Origin of the sequence: Pseudoduganella sp. S-14 (assembly GCF_049913285.1) — a bacterium.
Lineage (GTDB): Bacteria > Pseudomonadota > Gammaproteobacteria > Burkholderiales > Burkholderiaceae_D > Rugamonas.
The window spans coordinates 4,246,641-4,262,820 of the sequence record NZ_CP183991.1 but is presented as its reverse complement, the minus strand read 5'-3'; the positions used below and the strand labels follow the sequence as shown (position 1 = coordinate 4,262,820).

General features: G+C 63.2%; 13 protein-coding genes and 1 pseudogene. 11 read left to right on the top strand and 3 right to left on the bottom strand.

Annotated elements, in window-relative coordinates; genetic code table 11:
- Window positions 1-42: 42 nt before the first annotated feature.
- Both ACN9MZ_RS19355 and ACN9MZ_RS19350 read left to right on the top strand, forming a co-directional pair.
- Window positions 43-1,325 (top strand): annotated as a pseudogene (locus ACN9MZ_RS19355) (PepSY domain-containing protein); the annotation flags it as partial.
- A 12-nt stretch (window positions 1,326-1,337) separates the two neighbouring features.
- Window positions 1,338-2,444, top strand: coding sequence for an NADH:ubiquinone reductase (Na(+)-transporting) subunit F (locus ACN9MZ_RS19350; protein WP_426342935.1), 1,107 nt, complete (start codon window positions 1,338-1,340; stop codon window positions 2,442-2,444).
- A gap of 6 nt (window positions 2,445-2,450) precedes the next feature.
- Here the strand turns inward: ACN9MZ_RS19350 and ACN9MZ_RS19345 are convergent, their stop codons facing one another.
- A complete protein-coding gene (locus tag ACN9MZ_RS19345; protein WP_426318437.1) occupies window positions 2,451-2,969 on the bottom strand; it encodes an Lrp/AsnC family transcriptional regulator in 519 nt (172 codons plus the stop codon).
- A 121-nt stretch (window positions 2,970-3,090) separates the two neighbouring features.
- Between ACN9MZ_RS19345 and hppD the strand changes: the two genes are divergently transcribed.
- Window positions 3,091-4,158, top strand: a complete 1,068-nt coding sequence (gene hppD, locus ACN9MZ_RS19340) for a 4-hydroxyphenylpyruvate dioxygenase (RefSeq protein ID WP_426338576.1) — start codon at window positions 3,091-3,093, stop codon at window positions 4,156-4,158.
- On the opposite strand, the gene ACN9MZ_RS19335 is transcribed toward hppD, so the two are convergent.
- A complete protein-coding gene (locus tag ACN9MZ_RS19335) occupies window positions 4,159-4,995 on the bottom strand; it encodes a universal stress protein (RefSeq protein ID WP_426338575.1) in 837 nt (278 codons plus the stop codon).
- A gap of 135 nt (window positions 4,996-5,130) precedes the next feature.
- Between ACN9MZ_RS19335 and ACN9MZ_RS19330 the strand changes: the two genes are divergently transcribed.
- Genes ACN9MZ_RS19330 through ACN9MZ_RS19305 form a run of 6 tightly spaced genes read left to right on the top strand, consistent with a single transcriptional unit; the run spans window position 5,131 to window position 12,291 of the window.
- Window positions 5,131-5,814, top strand: coding sequence for a substrate-binding periplasmic protein (locus ACN9MZ_RS19330; protein WP_426338574.1), 684 nt, complete (start codon window positions 5,131-5,133; stop codon window positions 5,812-5,814).
- 15 nt (window positions 5,815-5,829) lie between these two features.
- Complete coding sequence (locus ACN9MZ_RS19325; protein ID WP_426338573.1) at window positions 5,830-6,324, top strand: DinB family protein; 495 nt, start codon at window positions 5,830-5,832, stop codon at window positions 6,322-6,324.
- 10 nt (window positions 6,325-6,334) lie between these two features.
- Complete coding sequence (locus ACN9MZ_RS19320; protein ID WP_426338572.1) at window positions 6,335-6,655, top strand: hypothetical protein; 321 nt, start codon at window positions 6,335-6,337, stop codon at window positions 6,653-6,655.
- Window positions 6,656-6,709: 54 nt separating this feature from the next.
- Window positions 6,710-7,939: a TolC family protein gene (locus ACN9MZ_RS19315; protein ID WP_426338571.1), complete on the top strand. Its 1,230-nt coding sequence runs from the start codon at window positions 6,710-6,712 to the stop codon at window positions 7,937-7,939.
- A complete protein-coding gene (locus tag ACN9MZ_RS19310; RefSeq protein WP_426338570.1) occupies window positions 7,936-9,114 on the top strand; it encodes an efflux RND transporter periplasmic adaptor subunit in 1,179 nt (392 codons plus the stop codon). Before ACN9MZ_RS19315 ends, ACN9MZ_RS19310 begins: the two co-directional genes overlap by 4 nt.
- A 9-nt stretch (window positions 9,115-9,123) precedes the next feature.
- Window positions 9,124-12,291, top strand: a complete 3,168-nt coding sequence (locus tag ACN9MZ_RS19305) for an efflux RND transporter permease subunit (RefSeq protein ID WP_426338569.1) — start codon at window positions 9,124-9,126, stop codon at window positions 12,289-12,291.
- Here the strand turns inward: ACN9MZ_RS19305 and ACN9MZ_RS19300 are convergent.
- On the bottom strand, window positions 12,251-13,129 hold the full coding sequence (locus tag ACN9MZ_RS19300) for a LysR substrate-binding domain-containing protein (RefSeq protein WP_426338568.1): 879 nt from the start codon (window positions 13,127-13,129) through the stop codon (window positions 12,251-12,253). The two genes, ACN9MZ_RS19305 and ACN9MZ_RS19300, sit on opposite strands and share 41 nt — an antisense overlap.
- Window positions 13,130-13,241: 112 nt before the next feature.
- On the opposite strand from ACN9MZ_RS19300, the gene ACN9MZ_RS19295 reads away from it, so the two are divergent.
- Together ACN9MZ_RS19295 and ACN9MZ_RS19290 are read left to right on the top strand one after the other, a co-directional pair.
- Window positions 13,242-14,297: an alkene reductase gene (locus ACN9MZ_RS19295; RefSeq protein WP_426342934.1), complete on the top strand. Its 1,056-nt coding sequence runs from the start codon at window positions 13,242-13,244 to the stop codon at window positions 14,295-14,297.
- Between the two features lie 233 nt (window positions 14,298-14,530).
- Window positions 14,531-16,177, top strand: a complete 1,647-nt coding sequence (locus ACN9MZ_RS19290) for a ShlB/FhaC/HecB family hemolysin secretion/activation protein (RefSeq protein ID WP_426338567.1) — start codon at window positions 14,531-14,533, stop codon at window positions 16,175-16,177.
- Window positions 16,178-16,180 lie beyond the last annotated feature (3 nt).

Here is a 16,180-nt window from a genome sequence, read left to right as displayed (position 1 = left end):
GCACGGCATGGTTGCGTGCGGCGGGCAAAGAAAGAGGACTTTATGAAACAGGCATTCTGGTCACGTCGGCTACACAAGTGGCTTGGCCTGCTGGTCGGCATCCAGGCTTTGTTCTGGATGGCCAGCGGCGTGTATATGGCCGCAATATCGATAGACATCATCCACGGCGACCACCTGTCGCACGTGGAGCGGCCTGCAATGGCGGCGAAAGCCGTCGTGCTGCAGCCGTCACAGTTGGCGGCGCAATTCCCCGGCATGACAGGGTTCCGCCTGAAGCATTTGCTGGAGCGGGAAGTGTATGAGGTGAAGTACGCCGGCGGCATCGGCCTGGTGGACGCGGCCAGCGGCAAGCAACTGGAGCCGCTGGAGCAGGCGCAGGCATTGAAACTGGCGCAACAGGCGTACATGGGCGATGGCAGTGTGAGCAGCATTCAATTACTGCGGCAATTGCCGAAAGAGGTCGCTACGCGCCGCGCGCCGTTATGGCGCGTCGATTTTGACGACTCCAATGGCAGCAGCCTGTATGTGTCTCCATCGACGGGAGAAGTGGTGGCGCAGCGTCATTCCCTGTGGCGGGCCTACGACTTCCTGTGGATGCTGCATATCATGGATTACGACAAGCGCACGAACGTCAACAATACGCTGTTGCGCAGCGCTTCCATTGCCGGCACCCTGTTCGCGTTGAGCGGAATCTGGCTGCTGTGGTTTACCGTGCGCAGGAGGGCCGCGAAATGACGCCGTTCCTGCGAAAGATGCATAAATGGGTCGGGCTGGTCGTCGGGCTGCAGTTCCTGCTCTGGCTGGCGAGCGGCATGGTCATGAGCCTGTTCGACCAGGATGCGGTCGAAGGCATCGCACATCGGGCGCCGCTGAAGGCGGCTGCGGAGTGGCCGAGGACCGGCCTGGTGGCGCCGGCCGACGTGCTGGCGGCTTCGCTCAAGCCGGTTGAAACGATCGACAGCCGCTGGCTGCTGCAAGTGCCGGCTTACCTGCTGAAAAACGGTGAGGGAAGCTGGCTGGTGGATGCGCGCAACGGCGCGCCCCTTGCTGTCAGCGCCGCCCAGGCGCTGGACGTGGCGCGTGCCGATTATGTTGGCGATGGAAAGGCTGGGCAGCCGCAATGGGTTGCAAAACCGACGCTGGAGATTCGCAAGCAGCGCGGGGCAAGCTGGCGCATCGACTTCGATGATGCGGACGCCACCACGATTTACGTGTCCGCCGTCGATGGCCGTATCCTGGAGCGGCGCAACGCTACGTGGCGTCTGTTCGACATCGCCTGGATGCTGCACATCATGGACTACGGCGGCCGCGAAGATTTCAACAATTCGCTGCTGCTGATGGCTGCACTGGGCGGCTTGTGGATGGCGCTGTCCGGCGTATGGCTGCTGTGCACTAGCCTGCGCCTGCACGATTTCGTCCCGGCGCGTTTGCTGCCGGCGCGTCAGGTGACCGTGCTTGATGAGGGTGGAAAGCGCATCGGCATCGTCAAGTCCCGCCACGGCGATTCGGTGTTCGATGCGCTGGCGCGAGCGGGGATACAGCTGCCGTCCAATTGCGGCGGCGGCCAAAGCTGCGGGCTGTGCGAGGTGCGTGCCTGCCATAACGCGCCGCCTGCATCGTCATCCGACGGCGAGCACATTCCCGACCAGCGCCTGCGCCGCGGCCACCGGCTGGCCTGCGGCATGGCGGTGACCTCCAATATGGAAATCGCGGTCAGCCATGGTGCGGCACTGATGGTCAGCCGCACGGCAACGGTGGAGCGCGTGCGCGAGATCACCCCGACCCTGCGCGAGGTAATGCTGCGCCCGGACCAGAAAGCAGGCGCCGATTTCCGCCCCGGCAGCTACGTGCAGCTTCACATTCCTCGTGGGCGCGGGCTGATCGGCCCCCGCAAGCCCTTGCGCCGGTCTTATTCGCTGTCGCTGCCGATCGCACAGGCCGGCGGCTGCGTGACGCTGCTGGTGCGTCATGTCGCCGGTGGTATCGGCTCGTCGTACGTGCACGCCCTGAAGGAGGGGGATCAGGTGGCGTTCAACGGCCCGTTTGGCGAATTCGCCTTGCGCCGGGGCCGCAACGAAAAAGTCTTCATCGGCGGCGGGGCCGGCATGGCGCCGTTACGCTCAATGATTCGCGCGCAGCTGGAATCCGGCGCGAAGGAAGCCGTACGCTTCTGGTATGGAGCGCGTGGTGCGGATGAAGTGCCGTATCGTGACGAGTTTGACGAGCTGGCGCAGCGCTACCCGCATTTCAGCTGGCACGTGGTGCTGTCCGACAATGGCCGCAAGGTGCACGAAATGGTGCGCGACGAGTTTCTTGCGCAGCAGCCGCAGGCTCGCGATTGCGACTTCTATGTTTGCGGGCCGCCGGCAATGCTGCATGCCACGCGCGAAATGCTGAAGGAGCAGGGCGCGCAGCGGGTGTCGTTCGACGATTTCAAGATATAGGCACGGTCATGTGCGGGCGAACTCGATGCGCTGCTTGCGCGGGTTCGGCCGCACGATGTGCTCCAGCGGCAGCACAGTAGACTGCTTGATCTTTTTCAGCGCGATGTTGGACTTGACGTTGACCACGCCGGGCAGCAGCAGGATTTCCTTCATCATCAGGTCGGCGAAGGAGGCCAGGTCGTGCGATACGACGCGCGCCACGTAGTCCGCTTCGCCGGTCACGGAAAAGCATTCCATCACTTCCGGCACGTCGCGGATCGCTTTTTCAAAGGCGTCGCCGCGCTTCTCGCCGTGCCGGTCCAGCGTGATATGGACGAAGGCCATCACGTCCAGCCCCACCGTGGTCGGTTCCAGCACAGCCGCATAGTGGTCGATGATGCCGGCTTCGCGCAGGCGCTGCACGCGCCGCCCCACCTGCGACACTGATAAATGCAGCACTTCAGCCAGGGCGGCGTTGGTCGCTTCCCCATTGCGTTGAAGCTCGTTCAGCAGGGACAGGTCGTGGCGGTCGACGGTAATCATCATTATTCCTACGGTTGTGCGCAAAATGCGCATATTTAGCGGGATGCGGCGTTCATAATGCGCAAAAAATCCAGAATCGGTGCGTAGTATATCCGTTATCTACACACTTTTCCGGAGACAGCAAATGACCGACTCACTGTGGGATAACCCGATGGGCACCGACGGCTTCGAATTCATCGAATACGCGGCGCCCGACCCAGTCGCAATGGGCAAGACTTTCGAAGCCATGGGCTTTACCGCGGTGGCGCGCCATCGCAGCAAGGATGTGACCTTGTACCGCCAGGGCGAAGTCAACTTCCTGCTGAACGCTGAAAAGGATTCGTTCGCACAGCGCTTCGCCGAACTGCACGGCCCGTCGGTCTGCGCCATCGGCTTCCGCGTGAAAGATGCGGCCTATGCCTACAAGCGCGCATTGCGCCTTGGCGCGTGGGGCTTTGAGGGCAAGGCCGGCCCGATGGAATTGAACCTGCCGGCCATCAAGGGCATCGGCGATTCGCTGATCTACCTGGTGGACCGCTGGCCAGGCAACGGCAATATCAGCATTTACGACGTGGACTTCGAACCGATTCCGGGAGTCGACCAGAACCCGAAAGGCCATGGCCTGACCTACATCGACCACCTGACCCATAACGTGCACCGCGGCCGCATGGGCGAATGGGCCGAGTTCTACGAGCGCCTGTTCAATTTCCGCGAAGTGCGCTATTTCGATATTGAAGGCCAGGTGACCGGTGTGAAGTCGAAGGCCATGACCAGCCCTTGCGGCAAGCTGCGCATTCCGATCAACGAGGAAGGCACCGACCGCGCCGGCCAGATCCAGGAATACCTCGATGCGTACCGCGGCGAAGGCATCCAGCACATCGCCATGGGCAGCGACAACCTGTACGCGACCGTGGACAGCCTGCGCAGCGCCGGCGTGAAGCTGCTCGACACCATAGACACCTACTACGAACTGGTCGATCGCCGCATCCCCGGCCATGGCGAGCAGCTGCAGGCCCTGCGCGAGCGCAAGATCCTGATCGACGGCAAGCCGGGCGACCTGCTGCTGCAGATCTTCTCCGAAAACCAGCTTGGCCCGGTGTTCTTCGAGTTCATCCAGCGCAAGGGCAACCAGGGCTTCGGCGAAGGCAACTTCAAAGCCCTGTTCGAGTCGATTGAGCTGGACCAGATGCGCCGCGGCGTGCTGACTGCGTAATTAATGCGCCATCAATACTGGCAGCGTCGCCGTTGCCAGTATGGTGCGCGTGGCGCCGCCCAGCATCATTTCGCGGAAGCGGCTATGGCCGTAGGCGCCCATCACCAGCAGGTCGACGTTGAAGTCGGCCGCCAGCGACAGGATCGCTGCGCCGGGATCGGCCGGCTCTGGCCTGCGCAGGACTTCCACATTGACGCCATGCCGCGCCAGATAGAGAGCGATATCGGCGCCCGGGGACTCGCCCAGGGTATCGGCGCTATTGCCCAGCACCGCCAGCGTGACCTGCTCCGCGCCGCGCAACAGGGGCAGGGCGGCGGTGACGGCCTTTGCCGCCTCCACGCTGCCGTTCCAGGCCACCATCACGCGCATGCCGATGGTCGGGAAGCGTCCGGCACGCGGCACCAGCAGCACCGGGCGGCCGCAATTCAATAGCACGTAATCCGGCAGGTCCGGCAGCAGGCTATCCTGATTGTCGTCGGCGGCTGCAGCCTGTCCCAGTACCACCAGGTCGGCGTAGCGCGCCTGCATGCACAGGCCGGCATATTCGTCGCCGTTGCTGCTGCGCGCTTCGAAAGACTGGACGCCAAGGCGGTCGGCCTGGGACTTGAATTGCTCCAGCGCCAGTTGCACGCGCTCCTCGGCGCGACGCAGGTAGTCGGCCAGGAATACGCCGCTGCCTTCGTAACTGCGGCCTGCCAGCATCGAACGCGGCATGCCGGTCATCGCGGCGCCTACCAGGTGGGCTTCTTCGCGCGCGGCGATGGCCGCCGCCAGCGCGATGCGGGCTTCGGCATTGGCCGCGCGGTCGGCATGGACTACGATGGTGCGGTAAGACATGATGTCCTCCTGTGTTGATATTGGTACAAGTGTGCGCCCGATTGCCGAGCATGATCCATGACTTGGGTCAAGCTCGTCTGATATCATGTCTTTATGTTACGTTCTTGTCTTGCGCCTTCCTGCCTGTTGCTTGCCTTGAGCCCTGCAGCAGTTGCTGGCCAGGGGGAGGTGGTGTTTATCGCCGCGACCAACCACAATATGCCCTTGTCCCGTTTCCAGGACGGGGAGATGGTCGATGGCTTGCTGAAGGACCTTGGCGACGGCATTGCGCATCGAATTGGGCGGCAGGCCCGTTACATCAGCGTTCCCGCCAAGCGGGTGGCCGAATACCTCGCCAGCGGCCGCGCCGATGGCGTCTGCTACGTACTGCCGCGCTGGCTGCCCGGCACTTTCAACTGGAGCCAGCCGCTGATGCCCGATGCGGGCGTGCTGGTGTCACGGCCGGAAGCGCCTGCGGTACGGGCGCTATCCGACCTGGCCAACAAGCCGGTCGGCACGGTGCTGGGGTATTCCTATTCGATGATCGATGCCGCGCTGGGACGTGCGTTCGTGCGCGAGGATGCGCCTTCGATGGAGCTGAATATCTCGAAGATCCAGCATGGCCGCATGCAATACGCCATCATGGGCCGCATGACGGCGGAATACCTGATGCGCGCAGAGCCGCAACACAAGCTGCGGATCGACTTCGAGTTTGATCCCTTCAAGGCGCAATGTGCGTTCTCGAAAAAGTCTGCAATCCCGTTCGACGAAGTCCAGCGCGCCATCGGCGGCCTGGTCTCCGATGGCAGCATCGACCGGCTGCTGCGCCGCTATCGCTAACCAAACTTGAAAACCATGTCACTTTCCATCCTCAAAACACTGTTCGACTACAAGGCCTGGGCCAATGTCGAATTGTTCGACGTGCTGGCGACCGTTACTTCGGAAGCAGAGCTGCACACCGCCATCCGTACCCTGAATCACATCTACGTCGTCGACCGGATCTTCCGCGCGCACCTGCTCGGGGAGGCGCATGGCTACGAGGCCACCAACACCAGGGCCACGCCGCCTTTGGCGGAGCTGCGCGCCGCGGTCATCGAAACGGACGGCTGGTACCAGCAGTATGTCGCCAGCCTGGATGAAGCTGCGCTGTCCGCAAGGCTTCAGTTCAGGTTCACCGACGGCGACACCGGCCAGATGTCGCGCGAAGAAATGCTGATGCATGTGATTACCCATGGTGGTTATCACCGCGGCAACGTGGGTCAGGTGCTCAAGAATATCTCGGTGGCGCCGCCGCGCGACATCCTGACGAAATTCCTGCACGTCAGCGAACCGGGGCGCCGCTTGTTATAATCTTGGCCAAATGAATATCCGGCGCTTCCTCGTTATCCTGCTGTTACTAGTGCTGCCGCTCCAGGCGACGCTGGCGGCGACGGATAGCTGCTGCCTGAAAATCAATGTGTCGCAGCTCGACGAGCATCTGGCTGCGACGGCCGATTCGCCAGGCTCGGATAGTGCCTGCTGCACGCAGTGCGACTTCTGCCATCATTCGCATGCGCCGTTTGTCGCCAACCTGGTTGATGGGCGCCAGCAAGTCGATTCGATCGCTCCAGTGTCTTCGCCGGAGCCGCCTTTCCATTCCTTCATCCCGGACATTCCTCCGCGTCCCGACAGGCTCCGCTGATTGATCCGGCTGCCGCATGCAGCCGTTCCCCATCAATCATCAAGGAGCAAAATCGTGAAAGCCATTTGCGTGCCCTTGCTGGCGGCCATTTGCCTGGCCCCCGCGTGGGCGCAACCATCATTGACGCTTGCCGAAGCACTGGAACGTGCGCGGCAAGGCAATCCCGAACTGCGGGCGCTGACGCTGGAAGTCGCTGCCGTCGACGCAGCCGGACGACAGGCAGCATTGCCGCCAAATCCTTCGCTGGACTACCTGCGCGAAGGGAAATCCAGCGAGGGCGGTTCTTCGACCGTCCAGCTATCAATCCCGCTTGAACTGGGCGGCAAGCGCGCCGCGCGCATGGAGGCGGCGCAGGCTGGCAGCCGTGCGGCGGCGCTGGACCTGGCCGCCGGCCGGGCGCGAATCGAGGCGGAAATGGTCGCCGCCTACCAGCAAACCTGGCTCGCGCAGCAGCATGTTGCGTTGGCTATGCAGGTCAGCGAAAGCGGGCGCCGCTCCAGCGAAGCAGCCGCGCGCCGCGTATTGGCGGGCAAGGTGTCGCCGGTGGAAGAGGCGCGTGCCCGCGTGGCGGAAGCCAACTGGCGCATCGAAGGCGTGACAGCGCAGCGCGAACTGGACGAGGCGCGTATCAGGCTGGCCAGCCTGCTCGGCAACACCGGGAGCGAAATCGGGGTGCTGGCGGCGCCTGCCTCGCCAGCCGAAGCCGGACTCCCCGCCGGACAGCTGGAAGACCTGATTGATTCCGCGCCAGCCATCGAACGGGCCATTGCCGAAGTCGAGGCGGGCAAGGCGTCCCTGCGCATGGAGCGCGCCGCACGCATGCCGGACGTTTCGCTGATCGTCGGCAGCAAGCGCAGTGAAGGGCCGGAACGCGACCGCGTCCGCCAGAACATCATCGGCTTGTCCGTTCCGCTGCCGCTGTTCAACCGCAACCAGGGCGCGATCCTGGCAGCGCAACGCCGTGCCGACAAGGCCGGTGCGGAGCTGGAAGCGACTCGCCAGCGCATCCGTGCAGAGGCGAGGCAGGCCCATGCCCGCATGCAGGCGGCCGTGCAGCAGGAACGCCTGGTGCGCGAAGACGTGCTGCCCGGCGCCCAATATGCTGCCGATGCGGCGATGAAAGGCTTCGAAGCCGGCAAATTCAATTACGTCGAAGTGCTCGATGCCCAGCGCACCTGGGTGCAGGCGCAGGGCCAGCACCTGCGGGCCATTTCGGACTTCTATCGCGCCCGGGCCGACCTGGCCAAGCTGGTTGGCAACCTGGACATCAAGGATTCAAAATGAACAAGCGTCAAAAAATCACCATTGCGGCCATGGTGGCCGTTGCCGCCCTGTTTGCGGGCGCAGTTCTGGGCTGGGAGCGCATCGCGCCGGCCGCGAAAGCCGGTGCCGAGGCGAGCGAACACCACGAGGAACATCCTGCCGGCACGCAGTCAATCCCGTTCACCGACGCGCAGGTTGCTGCGGCCGATATCCAGTTGCGTACGGCCAGCGCGGCGCGCCTGGAAACCTTCGTCCGCCTGCCGGGCGAAGTCAAGCTGAATGAGGATCGCACTGCGCACGTCACGCCGCGCGTGGACGGCATTGTGCAGGAAGTGCAGGCCAATCTCGGCCAGCAGGTACGCAGGGGCGATCTGCTGGCGGTCCTGGCCAGTGCCGACGTATCCGAGCAGCGCAGCAGCCTGGCCGCCGCCGAAAAGCGTGCAGCGCTGGCCCACTCGGTCTACGAGGCCGAAAAGAAGCTTTGGGAAGACAAGGTCTCGGCGCGCCAGGACTACCTGAAAGCGGAGCAGGAATGGCATGAAGCCAGCATCGCCGTGCAGAATGCGCGCCAGAAGCTGGTGGCCATCGGCGCTGGCGGTTCCGGCAAGGGGCCATACAACCGGCTCGAAATCCGGGCGCCTTTCGATGGCCTGATCGTCGACAAGCACATCGCAGTTGGCGAGGCGGTCGGCGCGGAAACCAAGGTATTCACGGTCTCCGACCTGCGCCAGGTATGGGCGGAAGTCGTGGTGCCTGCGAAGGACCTCGAAATCGTCAAGGTCGGCACGGAGGCCGTTCTGCACTCGGCTGCCTCCAACGCTGCAGTCAAAGGCAGGGTGAGTTTTGTCAGCGCCCTGATCGGCGAACAGACCCGCGCCGCCCGCGCCCGTGTTGTGCTGGACAATCCGGAGTTGGCATGGCGTCCCGGCCTGTTCGTGGATGTCGACGTGATCACCGGTTCAGCCGAAGTGCCGGTCGCGGTGGAAAAGGAAGCGCTGCAAGTGCTGAACGGCTCACAGGTCGTCTTCCAGCGCGATGGCCAGGCGTTCACGCCGGTACCTGTCACGGTCGGCCGTTCCGACGGCAAGCTGGTGGAGATCACTGCCGGCCTGCGCAGGGATGCGCAGTATGCCGCCGCCCACAGTTTCACCATCAAGGCGGAGCAGGGCAAGGGCGCTGCCGAGCATGAAGACTAAGGAGCAGCCATGTTAAGCCGAATTATCCAGGCCTGCATCGGCCACCGATGGATGGTCATGTTCGCTGTACTGGCGATGGCCGTGCTGGGCGCGGTCAATTACAAGAAGCTGCCGATCGACGCCGTGCCGGACATCACCAACGTCCAGGTGCAGATCAACACCGCGGCCGCCGGCTACTCGCCGCTGGAAGTGGAACAGCGCATCACCTTCCCGATCGAATCGCTGATGGCCGGCCTGCCGCGCCTTGAGCAGACCAGGTCCTTGTCGCGTTATGGCCTGTCGCAGATCACGGTGGTATTCAAGGATGGCACGGACATCCACTTCGCCCGCCAGTTGATCAGCCAGCGCATCCAGGATGCGCGTTCCCAGCTTCCGGCCGGACTGACCCCGACCATGAGCCCCATCGCCACCGGCCTGTCCGAAATCTACCTGTGGACGGTGGATGCAGCGCCGAACGCACGCAAGCCGGACGGCACGCCCTACACGCCGACCGACCTGCGCGAGATCCAGGACTGGATCATCAAGCCCCAACTGCGCAACGTGCCCGGTGTCACCGAGATCAATTCGATCGGCGGCTACGACAAGGAATACCTGGTCGCGCCAACGCCGGCCAAGCTGGCGTCGTATGGCCTGAACCTGTCGGACGTGGTGACGGCGCTGGAGCGCAACAACGGCAACGTCGGTGCTGGCTATATCGAGAAGGAAGGCGAGCAATACCTGCTGCGCGCGCCCGGCCAGCTCAAGTCCGTGGCAGACATTGGCAATATCGTGGTCTCCACCATCGACGGAGTGGCCGTGCGCATCGCCGACGTGGCGACCGTGGGCGTCGGCGCCGAACTGCGCACCGGCGCAGCCACCCGCAACGGGCGCGAGGTGGTGCTTGGTACTGTGTTCATGCTGATCGGCGAAAACAGCCGCGCAGTGGCGTTGGCAGTCGACAAGAAGATGGTCGAGATCAACCGCAGCCTGCCGGCCGGAGTATCGGCGACGCCTGTATATAACCGCACGGTGCTGGTGGATAAGGCGATCGACACCGTCAAGCGCAACCTGCTGGAAGGCGCGGTGCTGGTGATCGGCGTGCTGTTCCTCTTCCTCGGCAATATGCGAGCGGCGCTGATTACGGCCATGGTGATTCCGCTGTCGATGCTGTTCACCTTCACCGGCATGGTGGCCAATAATGTCAGCGCCAACCTGCTAAGCCTGGGCGCGCTCGATTTCGGCATCATCGTCGATGGCGCCGTGGTGATCGTAGAGAATTGCGTGCGGCGCCTGGCGCACGCGCAGCAGCATGCCGGACGGCCGCTGACGCGCGAGGAACGCTTTGCGGAAGTGTTTGCCGCCGCACACGAGGCGCGCAGGCCGCTGCTGTTCGGGCAGTTGATCATCATGATTGTGTACCTGCCGATCTTCGTGCTGTCCGGGATTGAAGGCAAGATGTTCCACCCGATGGCCTTCACCGTCGTGACGGCCTTGCTGGGTGCCATGCTGCTCTCGATTACCTTTGTGCCGGGCGCCGTGGCGCTGTTCATGAACAAACCGGTACGCGAGGAAGAAGGTCGCCTGATGCTGGCAGCCAAACGCCGTTACGGCGAACTGCTGGACTATGTGATGGCCAACCGCCCGGTAGTGTTTACCGCGGCGGGACTGGTGCTGGCCTTGTCCGCGCTGCTGGCGACGCGCCTTGGCACCGAGTTCGTGCCCAACCTGAACGAAGGCGACTTCGCTGTGCTGACCGTGCGCATTCCCGGCACCGGCCTGGGACAGTCGGTACAGATGCAGCAACAGATCGAGAAAACGCTGGTGGCAAAGTTCCCCGAAATTGCCAACGTCTTTGCCCGCACAGGCACGGCGGAAATCGCCTCGGACCCCATGCCGCCAAGTATTTCGGACGGCTACATCATGCTCAAGCCTGAGCAGGAATGGCCGAAGCCAAAGCGCAGCCGCGAAGAACTGCTGGCCGCCATCCGCGACACGCTGGAGCAATTGCCGGGCAATAGTTATGAGTTCAGCCAGCCGATCCAGCTCCGCGTGAATGAGCTGATCTCCGGCGTTCGCAGCGATGTTTCGGTGAAGGTGTTTGGCGACGACCTCGATGTGCTGAATGCGAAGGCTGCCGAAATCGGCGCCATCCTTGGCAGGATTCCGGGCGCCTCCGGAGTCAAGGTCGAACAAACCACCGGCCTGCCCATGCTGCAGATCCAGGTCGACCGGGAACGGGCCGCGCGCCTTGGCCTGAATATCGCCGAAGTGCAGGAGCTGATCGCCACTGCGACCGCAGGCCGCGAAGCGGGCGCCATGTTCGAGGGAGACCGCCGCTTCGACATCGTGGTGCGTTTGCCGGAAGCGCTGCGCTCGGACATCGAACTGCTCAAGCGCCTGCCGGTGCCGCTGCCGAAGAAGGAGGGCGCACGCCCAGCCTACGTCACCCTGGCCGAGATTGCGACCTTCGACACGGCGCCCGGCCCGAACCAGCTAAGCCGCGAACAGGGCAAGCGCCGCGTGGTGGTGACCGTCAATATGCAGGACCGCGACATCGGCTCCTTCGTCGAAGAAGCGCTGCAGGCTATCCTGAAGGGTGTGAAGCTGCCGGCCGGCTACTGGCTGGCCTGGGGCGGGCAGTTCGAAAACCTGCAGAATGCTGCGCAACGCCTGAAGGTAGTGGTGCCGGCATCGCTTGCCCTGGTGTTCGCGCTGCTGTTCCTGATGTTTAACAACGCCCGCGATGGCGCGCTGGTGTTTACCGGCATTCCATTTGCGCTGACCGGCGGCATTTTCGCGCTCTGGATGCGGGGAATTCCGATGTCGATATCGGCCGCAGTCGGCTTCATTGCGCTGTCCGGCGTCGCTGTGCTGAACGGCCTGGTGATGATCTCCTTCATCCGCAGCCTGCGTGAGCAGGGGCAGCCGCTGGCCGACGCCGTGCGCAACGGCGCGCTGGTGCGTTTGCGGCCGGTGCTGATGACGGCCCTGGTGGCATCGCTTGGCTTTGTGCCGATGGCGATTGCGACCGGTACCGGCGCGGAAGTCCAGCGCCCCTTGGCGACCGTGGTGATAGGTGGCGTCCTGTCCTCCACCGCACTGACGCTGCTGCTGTTGCCCTTGCTGTACCGCCTGGCCTACAGCCGCAAGGAGGAGCTCAGCCCGCTTGCCCCAGGCGCTCTCGCAGGAACTCAATAAAGCGCGCCGTCTTGGCCGGAACCAGGCGGGTTTCGGTCAAGGCATACACCGGCGTGGGCTTGCCATGCCATTGCGGCAGGATGCGTTGCAAGCGTCCTGCCGCAAGATCATCGGCCACGACTTCTTCCGGCAACAGGATGACTCCCATGTCGAGCGCAGCAAGGCGCCGGAACATGCCCACGTTGTTGACGGCGAAGCGCCCGCCCACAGCAACTGGCTCGCTGTGTCCATCGCGTAGCAGGGTCCAGGTAGCGGACTTGGCCAGGCCGAGGCAGGCGTGGCGTAGCAGGTCCGCTGGCGTGTGCGGCTCGCCGTGCTGCGCAAGGTAGCCCGGCGAGGCATACAACTTGGGCGTGAGCAGCGCCAACTGGCGCGCGATCAGCTGCGAATCCACCAGCTCACCCATGCGTATCGCCACATCAAATGGTTCGCTGACCAAGTCGACCAGGCGAGGCGTCAGGTCCAGCTCAAAGGTGATGCCGGGATAACGTTGCGCGAATTCCGCGATCAAGGGCGCAAGGTAGGTCTGTGCGAAATCGACCGGCAGCGAAGCCCGCAGCACGCCTGTCGGCTGCGCCAGCATGCCGCCCAGTTGTTCATGCGCCAGCCGCGCTTCATCGATGATGCGCTTGCAGCGTTCGAAGTAGATCTGGCCCGCTTCGGTCAGTTCGATCTTGCGGGTCGTGCGATGCAGCAGCCGCAGGCCGATGGCCTTTTCCAGCGCGGCGATCCGGCGCGAAATCGTTGAATTCGGGATGCCCAGCACTTCGCCGGCACCGCGAAAACCCTTGGCCTTCACCACTTCAACAAACAAGGCCATGTCGTTCAGATATTCCAATGATTGCTCCATTTATGGATCAATGTTCTGCAATTTACCATATTTATCTCATTTCGAAGGTGTTGGATGATGGCGCATCTCCAATCACTCAAGGAACACTGTCGTGAGCAAAATGTTTGAAACCGTCAAAGTGGGTCGCTATACGCTGGCAAATCGCCTCGCCATGGGACCGATGACGCGCAGCCGTGCGCAGTACGACGGCACACCAGGCGAACTGGCGGCCGAATATTATGCGCAGCGCGCCGACGTCGGCCTGATCGTGACCGAAGGCACCCAGCCTTCGGAAGACGGCCAGGGTTATATGGCGACGCCGGGCATCCATACCGATGCCCACGTGGCGGGCTGGAAGAAAGTCGCGGATGCGGTGCATGCAAAAGGCAGTCGCCTGTTCATTCAGTTGATGCATGCGGGCCGCATGTCCCATCCGGACAATACGCCGCACCGCCGGCAGGGCGTGGCGCCGTCCGCCATTGCGCCGAACACGCCGATGTTCACGCCGGCAGGCATGCAGGACATCCCGGTGCCGCGTGCGCTCAGCACCGCAGAAGTGCGCCAGACGGTTGACGACTTTCGCATGGCAGCGCGCCGGGCAATCGAAGCCGGCGCGGACGGCGTCGAGATCCACGGCGCCAACGCCTACCTGGTGCAGCAGTTTTTCGCACCGAGTGCGAACGTGCGCGATGACGAATACGGCGGCTCCATCGCCAACCGTGCGCGCTTTGCGATTGAAGTGGCGAAGGCCATTGCCGGCGAGATCGGCGCCGACCGCACTGCCATCCGCCTGTCGCCCGGCACTACGCTGTGGGGCATCGACGAAGGCACGGAGGGCCCCGCGCTTTATCGCCACCTGGTGGCTGAACTGGACAAGCTTGGCCTGGCCTACCTGCACATCATGCACCAGGGCGATGAAGCGCTGCTGGCGGACATCCGCAAACTGTGGAAAGGCCCCCTCGTACTGAACCGCCCCGGCCGGCCGCGCGAGCAGATTGGCGCCGACATCGAATCCGGCTTGGCGGACGTGGAGGCATACGGCCAGATGGTGCTCGCCAATCCGGACTTCGTTGCGCGCCTGAAGAGCAACGCACCGATCAACCTTGCCGACCGCAATACCTTCTTTGGCGGCAGCGCGGCTGGCTACACCGACTATCCCAACCTTGCGCCTCAATAACCACAAGTCATTGATTTTGATGGAAGTGTGATTATCTTTGCGCCTTTGGAGAGATTTTAACTGGATTAATTCTCTCCAATTGTCACTCATGTCCATCATATTGCGATTAAACCTTCACCAAATAATAAATTTATATAAGTAAAGCATCTAGTTCTGTGGAATTGGCAGGTATACTGCCGGCTGAAAAAATTCCATAAGATCAATAGATGTTGTACAAGAGAATAAGTTTGGCCGTGCAATTTGCGTTCGGCCTTGGCGCAGCTTTGCCTGCGTTCGCGCAGGTCGATCCTGCATTGGCAAACCAGGAACTGCAGCGGCAGGAACAGCGTGAGCGCGAGCGCGCACGCCAGGACGAGGCCAAGCCCGACGTGCGCCTGCAGCGCGAAGTGACGCCGACGCAAGCCGCTTGGCCGGAAAACGAGTCGCCATGCTTTCCGATCCGCCAAGTGTTCCTGGAAGGCGAGATGGCCGAGCAGTTCCAGTGGGCGCTGAAAGCCGCCGACGGGGCCCTGGGCCGCTGCCTGGGCAGCGCCGGCATCAACGTCCTGGTGGGCGAAGTGCAGAACGCGCTGGTGGCGCAGGGTTTTGTCACAGCCCGGGTGCTGGCCGCGCCGCAGGATTTGCTGGGCGGCGAGCTGCACCTGAAACTGGTCCCAGGCCGCATCCGCGCGCTGCGCTATCCGGAGCAGAAGCCATCGTTTGACAACGCACTGCCGATGGCGCCTGGCGAATTACTGAACCTGCGCGATATCGAGCAGGGCCTGGAAAACCTGAAGCGCGTGCCGGGTGCGCAAGCGGATATCGAGATCGTGCCCGGCGAGCAGCCCGGCGAGAGCGACCTGCAGGTGAAGTGGAAGGGCGGCCGCGCCTATCGCTTCAGCGCATCGGTGGACGATAGCGGCAGCCGTTCGACCGGCACCTACCAAGGCGGCATCACGCTCTCGGTCGACAACCCCTTCGGCCTGCAGGACCTGTTCTACCTGACCCTCAATCGCAACCTGCATGGCGACAGTCCGGAAGGCGACTATGGCACCAGCGGTTATGCCCTGCATTACTCGGTCCCCTTCGATTACTGGCTGCTCTCGCTGCAACTGAATGATTACCGCTATCGCCAGACCGTGGCCGGCGCCTTCCATGACTACCTCTATCGCGGCACCAGCAATACCGCCGAATTGAAGCTCTCGCGACTGGTGTATCGCGACGCCACGCGCAAGACCACGTTGTCGCTGAAAACCTACCAGCGCGGCAGCCGCAATTACATCGACGACATGGAAGTCGAGGTGCAGCGGCGCCGCATGGCAGGTTTCGTCGCGGGCATCGCGCACAAGGAATTCATCGGCGCCGCCACGCTGGACAGCAACCTGAGCTGGAAGCTGGGCACGAGTTCCTACGGCAGCCTGCCGGCGCAGGAAGAAGCCTTCGACGAAGGCACTGCGCGGCCGCGCATCTTCAATGCCGACGTGACGCTGAACTGGCCCCTGACCAAATCGCTGTCCTACCAGGCCGCCTGGCGCCGCCAGTGGAACCGCACCAAGCTGATTCCCCAAGACCGCTTTTCCATCGGCGGCCGCTACACTGTACGCGGTTTCGACGGCGAGGCCAGCCTGTCCGCTGAACGCGGCTGGCTATTGCGCAATGACCTGAGCTGGAGCATCCCCTCCACCCGTCACCAGCTTTATTTCGCACTGGACCACGGCGTTGTATCCGGCCCGTTCGCGCCGCTGCTGCGCGGCACTCACCTGACCGGCGCCGCCCTAGGCTGGCGCGGCCAGTTCGGCGGTCTGAGCGCCGACTTCTTTGCGGGCAAACCGGTCAGCAAGCCGGACGCCTTCCGCACCGCCAGCGTCGCCTCTGGCTTCAACCTGAATTACGAGTTCTGAGCA

Excerpts from the sequence above, each read along its gene's own strand:
- ACN9MZ_RS19320 (WP_426338572.1), top strand. The coding sequence starts at position 6,335 with ATGAATATCCGGCGCTTCCTCGTTATCCTGCTGTTACTAGTGCTGCCG.
- ACN9MZ_RS19310 (WP_426338570.1), top strand. The coding sequence starts at position 7,936 with ATGAACAAGCGTCAAAAAATCACCATTGCGGCCATGGTGGCCGTTGCC.
- ACN9MZ_RS19295 (WP_426342934.1), top strand. The coding sequence starts at position 13,242 with ATGTTTGAAACCGTCAAAGTGGGTCGCTATACGCTGGCAAATCGCCTC.
- ACN9MZ_RS19335 (WP_426338575.1), bottom strand. The coding sequence starts at position 4,995 with ATGTCTTACCGCACCATCGTAGTCCATGCCGACCGCGCGGCCAATGCC.
- ACN9MZ_RS19305 (WP_426338569.1), top strand. The coding sequence starts at position 9,124 with ATGTTAAGCCGAATTATCCAGGCCTGCATCGGCCACCGATGGATGGTC.
- ACN9MZ_RS19325 (WP_426338573.1), top strand. The coding sequence starts at position 5,830 with ATGTCACTTTCCATCCTCAAAACACTGTTCGACTACAAGGCCTGGGCC.
- ACN9MZ_RS19350 (WP_426342935.1), top strand. The coding sequence starts at position 1,338 with ATGGCTGCACTGGGCGGCTTGTGGATGGCGCTGTCCGGCGTATGGCTG.
- ACN9MZ_RS19345 (WP_426318437.1), bottom strand. The coding sequence starts at position 2,969 with ATGATGATTACCGTCGACCGCCACGACCTGTCCCTGCTGAACGAGCTT.
- hppD (WP_426338576.1), top strand. The coding sequence starts at position 3,091 with ATGACCGACTCACTGTGGGATAACCCGATGGGCACCGACGGCTTCGAA.